This window comes from Promineifilum sp. (SeqCode) (genome assembly GCF_041918635.1).
Lineage (GTDB): Bacteria > Chloroflexota > Anaerolineae > Promineifilales > Promineifilaceae > Promineifilum.
This window is the reverse complement of record NZ_JAYRVJ010000224.1, coordinates 1-7,535: the sequence shown is the minus strand read 5'-3', so window position 1 is coordinate 7,535 and position 7,535 is coordinate 1. Positions and strand designations below refer to the sequence as shown.

Here is a 7,535-nt window from a genome sequence, read left to right as displayed (position 1 = left end):
TTGTGACGTTGAAACAGCGCGGCAATATGGAGACATCAAGAGCCGGCTGCATACGCGCGGGCGTCCCATACCGGACAACGACGTTTGGATTGCCGCCACGTCGGTGCAACACGAACTGGTGCTGGTAACGCGCGACGCCCGTTTCCGCGATATCCCCGAGCTGGAACTTGCAACCTGGTGAAGAAGCCCCCGCCCTCCTCGACCGTCTAGCCGCCCTCGAAGCCGGCGTCACTTACCGCGCCCCACCCCCCGACGGCCAGCCCCCCTTCCGCCATCAACCCGGCCATCTGCCCCTCCTCCTCTCCGCCCCCCACGGCGCCGCCCACCGCCGCGACGGCCGCTACAAACAAGAAGACGAATACACCTCCGCCTTCGCCCGCCTCCTGGCCGAGCGCACCGGCGCTCACGCCCTCTACGCCTGCGCCTGCTCCGACAGCGACCCCAACTGGGATCGGGACACCCCCTACAAGGCCGCCCTGCGTCAACTGGCCGCCGCCCACGACCTGCGCTTTATCCTCGACCTCCACGGCATGTCCGACCGCCACCGCTTCGGCCTCGCCGTCGGCACGATGTGCGGGGCCAGCTGCCCCGGCCGCCACGAGGCGCTCATCGTCGCCACCCTGACCGCCGCCGGCTTCACCCAGGCCACGGCCCACCAGGCGCGGGAGTACCCCGCCCTGCGCTGGGACCGCTTCGTCGTCAACCACAGCCGCTTCACCGGCGGCCTGACCAGCCACACCGTCACCCGCTTCGCCGCCGAGGAACTGGGCATCCATGCCGCGCAATTCGAGTTGTGCGCCAGCCTGCGCATCGTCGGCCGCGCCGACCCGGCCGGCATCGTCCAGACCGTGGCGGCGTTCGAGACCCTGATAGCTCAACTAGGGGCTAGAGGCTAGGGAAGAAAGGGGCCAGGGGCCAGGACAAGAACCTTCTTCCCTAGCCCCTAATCCCTAGCCCCTCTCTTCTACCCCTCAGAGGAAACGTGCGCTATCATTGCACCCGCAACGCCTTTTCTCAGAGGCGTCGCCTGAGGTGAATGTGAAACACAAATACCGTATTGGACTTCTGCTACTGCTCGCCGCCCTCCTCGCCGCCTGCGCGGCCCAACCCGGCGCCAACGACCTCCAGCGTATCCGCCTCCCCATGGGCTACATCGCCGACCCCCAATACGCCCCGCTCTACGTCGCCGTCGAGCGCGGCTACTTCGCCGCCGAAGGGCTGGAACTCGAATTCGACTACAGCTTCGAGACCGACGGCATCGCCCTCGTCGGCGCCGGCGAGCTACCCCTGGCCCTCGTCAGCGGCGAGCAGGCCATCCTGGCCCGCGCCCAGGGGCTGCCCGTCGTCTACGTCATGGAGTGGTTCGAGCGCTACCCCGTCGCCCTCGTCAGCAAGGCCGAGGCCGGCGTGATTGAGCCGGCCGACCTGGCCGGCCGCGTCGTCGGCGTGCCCGGCTTCTTCGGCGCGTCCTACGTCGGCCTCGTCGGCCTCCTCTCCGCCAACGGCCTGACTATCGAGGACATCGAGCCGGCCGAGATCGGCTTCAACCAGGTCGAATCGCTCCTCAGCGACCAGTCGGAGGTCGTCGTCGTCTACGTCAACAACGAGCCGGTGCAACTGCGCGACCAGGGCATCGCCATCAACATGCTGGAGGTGGCTGACTACGCCAATCTTGTCGCCAACGGCGTCATCACCAACGAAGACACCATCGCCCAGAATCCCGAGCTCGTGCGGGGCTTCGTGCGCGCCTTCCTGCGCGGCCTCCAGGACACCCTCGACGACCCCGCCGCCGCCTACGAGATCAGCAAGCAGTTCGTCGAGGGGCTGGACGACAGCCGCCGCGGCGTCCTCGACGCCTCCATCGAGCTATGGCGCGCCGACCCCCTCGGCCAGACCGACCCGGCCTCGTGGACGGAGACCCAGGAGCTGCTGCTCCAGATGGGCCTCCTCGACGCCCCCGTGCCCGACCTGGAGCAGATGTACACCAACGACTTCGTCGCCGGCGCGCAAGAGTAATGAATGGCTACGGATGCTCATGGATAAAACGGATGAAGAACGGACAGCAGATTTATCCGTTCTTCATCCGTTTTATCCGTCATAATCCGTAGCCACTCTCTTCCCATGGACGAACCCGACTTCCTCACCCTCCACCGCGTCGGCCTGGCCTTTGCCGACCGCGACGGCCAGGGCGACCACGTCCTGGCCGACATCTCGCTGACCATCCCGGCCGGCGCGTTCGTCGCCCTCGTCGGCCTGTCGGGCGTCGGCAAGTCCACCCTGCTGCGCGTCATCGGCGGCCTGCTGCGCCCTTCCTCCGGCGAAGTGCGGTTGATGGGCGTTGACCCCCGCGAGTCGACCGCCCCCATCGGCGTCGTCTTCCAGCGCGACAACCTCATGCCCTGGCGCACCGTCGCCGGCAACGTGCGCCTGCCCCTGGAGGTGCGATCCACTTCCGAAAGCGGGTTGCACCTGGAGCGGCCCGATCCCGTTGCCGAAGCCCTCGCCCTCGTCGGTCTGGCCGGCCAGGGCGACAGCTACCCCGCCCAACTCTCCGGCGGCATGGCCCAGCGCGTGGCCCTCGCTCGCGCCCTTGTCCACCGGCCGGCCCTCCTGCTGCTCGACGAGCCGTTCGGCGCGCTCGACGCCCTGACCCGCGAGCGCATGGCCCAGGAACTGCTGCGCCTCTGGCAGGCCAGCCCCGTGACGGTGCTGATGGTCACCCACAGCATCAACGAGGCCGTCCTGCTGGCCGACGAGGTGCTGGTCATGAACGGCCGCCCGGCGACCATCACCGACCGGCTGCTCATCGACCTGCCCCGGCCGCGCTCCCCCGAACTCCAGGCCACCGCCGACTTCCAGGCCTATGCCGCCGCCATCCGCGCCGCCATCGTAGGGGATAGGGGCTAGGGACTAGGGAAGAGCACTCTACCCTAGTCCCTAGCCCCTAACCGCCGCGACATGCTATACTGACAAAGGAGGTCATCATGTCCAACGAAGTCAAATCCAAACTACTCGATACAGCCAAGAGCGCCGCGCCCTGGCGCAAAGGCATCGCCTGGTGGGTCGTCCTCCTCGAAGGCGTCGCCCTGCTGGCCCTGGGGCTGGCGATGTTCTTCGCCAAGCAGACCACCCACCACATCCTCGGCTGGATCGTCGCTGTGGCCCTGACGGTCAGCGGCGCATTGAGCCTGTACCTGTCCCAAAAGACAACCCGGCGAGACGAAGTGCGCCTGTGGACGATGATCCACGGCGGGATCGGGCTGGCCGCCGGACTGCTCGTTATCCTGCTCCTCTTGTTCAACTCGTTTCTGGAAGGCCCCGGCCTGACCATCCTGGGCCTCGGCTGCCTGGCCTATGGCGGCGTGGGCCTCTACATGCTGCTCGACAAACAACTCGTCAGCCTGCGGCGTCTCTCCTGGGCGAGCACCCTCTTCTACCTCGCCATCGGCCTGCTCATTCTGCTACAGGGCTTGGGCGTTGGCGTGCTGGCTACCAAATTGCAACTGGTTAACCTGCTCATCGTCGTTGCCGGTGTCATCATCATCTTCTGGGGCCTGATCCTGCGCAACGAGGGCGCGCGATAGCGCCCGAATCCCCACCAATCGACTAACAGGAGTACTTATCGTGGACAACGTTCTTTGGGGTCTCGTCGTTCTGCTCTGCGGCATCTTTATCGCCGCCTATGGACACCAGTTGTTTCGCTTCGCCCTGGCCTTCATCGGCTTCGCCCTCGGCTTCTACCTGGTTATGTGGCTGGGCGGGGGGCTGGATACCGCGCTGCGTATCATTGTCGGCATCGTCGCCGGCGGCATCCTGGCGGCAACGCTCTATCTCCTGGTGAAGTCCGCTCTGTATATCGCCGGCGGCATCATGGGCCTGGTGCTCATGCTGGGCATCCTGGGGCTGTTCCGGCTGGGCGGGCTGGACTTGGGCATCTTCGGCAGCATCCTGGCCCTGGCCGCGGCCGGCCTGGGCGGCTTCTTCGGCCAGCGGTTGGGGCCTATCGTCACCATTCTCGCTACCAGCCTGGCCGGCGCCTACTTCGTCGTCCTCGGCCTGGGCGCGCTGTTCGGGCTGGGCCTGGAGACCGACAACCCGTCCGCCCTACTCGGCTCCGCCTTCCCCCTGGTGCTCTTCGCCACCGTCGCCGCCATCAGCGGCCTGGCCCAGCACCAGGCCTTCGCCCTCCGCCAGCGCTTCCTGCGCTAATTGTAACGCGGGATGGCATCCCGCCTCTTCGTTGCAGCGCGGGATGCCATCCCGCCTCTTCCTTGTCATACGGCGAAGAGGCGGGATGCCATCCCGCGCTACAAGCCGCGGCACACCCTACATCATGTCCTTGTACCTAAAGTACGTCCACGGCCACTCCCGCCAGTCGCGCACCAACCCGACCTTCACCGGATTGTTCAGCACGTACCACACAATACGCTGCCACTCTCCTTCATCGCGCACGACATGGTCGTAGCTCTCCGGCTGCCAGAAGACCCCCTCCCGGCCTAGGAGCTCATTGGCGGATGACGCGGTGTGCCGCTTGAGCGACTGCATGATGCGGCTCAGCCCGTAACACGCCCCGGTCTCGTCCACGAGCGGCGCAAAAACGGCATGGACATGGTTGGACATGATTGTGAAGCAGTCCAGTTCATACACCTTCTGGTCGCGGAACAGAAGCGCCTCGACCACGATGGAGGCAATACGTGGGTCTTTCAGCCAAGTGGGGCCACACGGCGATACATCCAGCGCCTCATCAAAGCGTCCGAACTGCCGTTTGCACTCCGTGTAGAGCGCTACTCTTCGGTCGCTCTCGGCCGCCATCTTGTCGATCTGTCCCTTCCGCTCCTTGGCCTCGGACCTCAGGCGGTCAATGACTTCAACCGGCAGCGATCCATGCAGACGGAAAGTAACAAAAAGCGTCACTTCCGGCGGCTGATAGTGGGGAAGGTAACGGTGGTAATAGGCGCGATAGGGGAGCGGGGTGGGCATAAAGCACTATACAGCCTGTAACGCGGGTTGGCAACCCGCCTCTTCCCTGTCACGCGGCGAAGAGGCGGGATACCATCCCGCGCTACAAGCCTTACTTCTCAGCCGGCGGCGGCGGTGTCGTCGTCTCCACCCGCTCCCGCCGCCGCAACCGGCGAATCAGCCAGATAATCAGCAGGAACGGCAGCAGGATCAGCGCCAGCACCGGCAGCACGAAGATGGCGAACCAGATGATCAGGTCGGCCAGCGTCTGCAGCGCGTTGATCAGCGCCTCCACCGCCCGCTTGGCTGCGCCCTGCGGCTGCCAGCCGGCCACCTCGATCGGCTGCGTCAGCTCGTCCGGCGTCACGTTCACCGTGATGGACGAAAAAGACGCCGACTGATCCAGGTATTGCATCCGCCCCTTGATGACGGCGATCTCCCCCTCCAACCGGCTCAACTCGCTGTTGACGGCCAGGGCGTCCTGAACCCGCGTGGCGTCATCCAGGAAGGTGCGCACCCGCGCCGCCGTCGCCTCCAGGTTCGTCAGCTGCGACGACAAGTCCACGTACTCCTCGGTCACGTCCTGGCCCGACGTGCTCAGGCTGCTCACCTCTACCGCCAGCCCGGCGATGGCGTCCAGCACGCTCTGGAACCCCTCGGACGGCACGCGAATCTGGATGTAGCCCGTCTTGGCCGTCTCGGTCGACTGGTAGACGTTGCTGCCGACGACCCAGCCGCCGCTGCTATTCGCCATCTCGGCGATGCGGGCCAGCGCCACTTCTGTGTCAGTAGCGACGATGGCCATGTCGGCCGTGCGGATGATCAGCCGCTCCTGTCCCGGCGCGACCTGGGCAGCGGTATCGGCCATCGGCGCTTCCATGGCCGCTTCCTCCGGCAGGGCCGCCATCTCCGGCGCGGCTGCGCCAGCCATGTCGCCCTCGGCCACGACCTCGCTGGACAACCTCGTGACCTCGACCATCTGGGCCGAGCCCCCACAGGCAGCCAGCAGCCCTGCTGCCACCAACACCAGCACTACAAGCACCACATTTCGGCGTTTCATCTCTTCACCCTTCCTGATTAAGAAGCATCCACAGATTTCGCAGATTATTGGTAATCCCTACGTATGAGACGCCCGATCTAAAGAGAAGGTTCCAAAGATAGGGGCTAGGGGCCAGGTTCTAGGGGCTAGGGAAGAACGCTTCATCCGGACAGCTTCTTCCCTAGCCCCTAACCCCTAGAACCTATCCCCTATAACCCATGCTCCAACCGCTCAATCAACCGCCGCGGCATCTTCAGCTCGCGCATCCGCCGCTGCGTCTCGGCCACGTCGTAGGCCACGCGGCGAAACTCCCACTGCAGCGTCTCATCATCCAGCAGCGCATAGGCCGCGCGCGGGTCGCCGTCGCGCGGCTGGCCCACGCCGCCGGGGTTGAGGATGAAGCGGTGCTGGTCCAGGCTGACCGCGTCGCCGTGGCCGACCGCGAAGTAGTTCAACTCGTTCGCCGCCTCGTCCAGCACGAAGAGCAGCGGCACATGCGAGTGGCCGACCAGGCAGTAGGGCGTGTCGAAATAGCCAAAGTTGTCCAGCGCCGTGGGCAAATCCAGGATGTACTCCCACACCGGGTGGCGCGGGCTGGCGTGGGCCAGCGTGAAGCGCTCCTCCACCCGCCGCGGCGCGAGCGACTCCAGGTACAGCCGGTTCTCCTCGCTCAGCACGCGCCGCGTCCAATAGACGGCATGCCGCGCCTCGCTGTTGAAATCCTCGGTGTCCAGCTTGCCCAATACCGCCCAATCGTGGTTGCCCGACAGCGCCAGCGGGTCGAGCGCCCGCAACCGCTCCACGCACTCGTTCGGGTTGGGGCCATAGCCCACCAGATCGCCCAGGAACCACACGCGCTCCCACTCCCCTTCGGCCGCGGCCAGCACCGCCTCCAGGGCCACCAGGTTGGCATGAACGTCGGAAATGACAAGAATACGCATAGCGTCGGCCTGCCCGCGGCGCTTTTCCCGCGGCAGGTGCGCATATCATACCATGAAGTATAATCCTGAGCGCATGGCGATTCTGGACGACCGCACCCTCGATTTTGTCAGCACCAGCGTGGCCCAGACCGAGCGGCTGGGCATCCGCCTGGGCGAGCTGCTAGAGCCGCGCGATGTGCTGTGTCTGTCGGGCGAGCTGGGCGCGGGCAAGACGACGCTGGCGCGGGGCATCGGCCGCGGTTGGGGAACCCCCTTGCGCGTCACCAGCCCCACCTTCGTCCTGGTCAACGAATACCCTCGCCCGCGCGACGGCGGCATCCTCTACCACGTCGATGGCTACCGCCTGGAGCGCGCCGGCGACGTCATGACCGCCGGGCTGGAGGACATCCTCGACGCCGAGGCAGTCGTCATGATCGAGTGGCCGGAGCACATCGCCGACCTGCTGCCGGCCGACCGCCTGTGGATCGCCATGGCCTATGACACCCCGACCCGCCGCCGGTTGCGCTTCAACGCCTCCGGCCCACGCTCGACGGTGTTGTTGGCGGATTTCCGCAAGAATGCGTTTGGGGTGTAGGGGCGCACCTATGTGTGCGCCC

General features: G+C 65.9%; 10 protein-coding genes. 7 read left to right on the top strand and 3 right to left on the bottom strand.

The annotated features are described in order from the left end of the window. The 6 genes from ACE3UY_RS07755 to ACE3UY_RS07730 all read left to right on the top strand — a co-directional run. The coding region (locus ACE3UY_RS07755; protein WP_374686971.1) for a PIN domain-containing protein at positions 1-181 on the top strand (181 nt) is incomplete at its 5' end. Continuing rightward, positions 168-896 carry an N-formylglutamate amidohydrolase gene (locus ACE3UY_RS07750; RefSeq protein WP_374686970.1) on the top strand — a complete coding sequence of 243 codons (729 nt, stop codon included), beginning with the start codon at positions 168-170 and terminating at the stop codon, positions 894-896. The genes ACE3UY_RS07755 and ACE3UY_RS07750, both read left to right, overlap by 14 nt. Before the next feature lie 142 nt (positions 897-1,038). After that, a complete protein-coding gene (locus ACE3UY_RS07745) occupies positions 1,039-2,016 on the top strand; it encodes an ABC transporter substrate-binding protein (protein ID WP_374686969.1) in 978 nt (325 codons plus the stop codon). Between the two features lie 105 nt (positions 2,017-2,121). Further along, positions 2,122-2,907, top strand: coding sequence for an ABC transporter ATP-binding protein (locus tag ACE3UY_RS07740; protein ID WP_374686968.1), 786 nt, complete (start codon positions 2,122-2,124; stop codon positions 2,905-2,907). A gap of 77 nt (positions 2,908-2,984) precedes the next feature. After that, positions 2,985-3,584: a DUF308 domain-containing protein gene (locus tag ACE3UY_RS07735; RefSeq protein WP_374686967.1), complete on the top strand. Its 600-nt coding sequence runs from the start codon at positions 2,985-2,987 to the stop codon at positions 3,582-3,584. Between the two features lie 40 nt (positions 3,585-3,624). Then, complete coding sequence (locus ACE3UY_RS07730; protein WP_374686966.1) at positions 3,625-4,209, top strand: DUF4203 domain-containing protein; 585 nt, start codon at positions 3,625-3,627, stop codon at positions 4,207-4,209. 117 nt (positions 4,210-4,326) lie between these two features. Here ACE3UY_RS07730 and ACE3UY_RS07725 read toward each other — a convergent pair whose 3' ends face one another. The 3 genes from ACE3UY_RS07725 to ACE3UY_RS07715 all read right to left on the bottom strand — a co-directional run bounded on the left by ACE3UY_RS07725 (position 4,327) and on the right by ACE3UY_RS07715 (position 6,939). After that, on the bottom strand, positions 4,327-4,980 hold the full coding sequence (locus tag ACE3UY_RS07725; protein ID WP_374686965.1) for a transposase: 654 nt from the start codon (positions 4,978-4,980) through the stop codon (positions 4,327-4,329). Between the two features lie 91 nt (positions 4,981-5,071). Then, the gene (locus tag ACE3UY_RS07720) at positions 5,072-6,019 is read right to left on the bottom strand and encodes a DUF4349 domain-containing protein (protein WP_374686964.1); all 948 of its coding nucleotides are present in this window, start codon (positions 6,017-6,019) and stop codon (positions 5,072-5,074) included. A 188-nt stretch (positions 6,020-6,207) separates the two neighbouring features. Next, the gene (locus tag ACE3UY_RS07715) at positions 6,208-6,939 is read right to left on the bottom strand and encodes a metallophosphoesterase (RefSeq protein WP_374686963.1); all 732 of its coding nucleotides are present in this window, start codon (positions 6,937-6,939) and stop codon (positions 6,208-6,210) included. Between the two features lie 52 nt (positions 6,940-6,991). Between ACE3UY_RS07715 and tsaE the strand changes: the two genes are divergently transcribed. Continuing rightward, positions 6,992-7,513 (top strand): tRNA (adenosine(37)-N6)-threonylcarbamoyltransferase complex ATPase subunit type 1 TsaE, encoded by a 522-nt coding sequence (gene tsaE / locus ACE3UY_RS07710; protein ID WP_374686962.1) that lies wholly within the window; start codon positions 6,992-6,994, stop codon positions 7,511-7,513. Positions 7,514-7,535 lie beyond the last annotated feature (22 nt).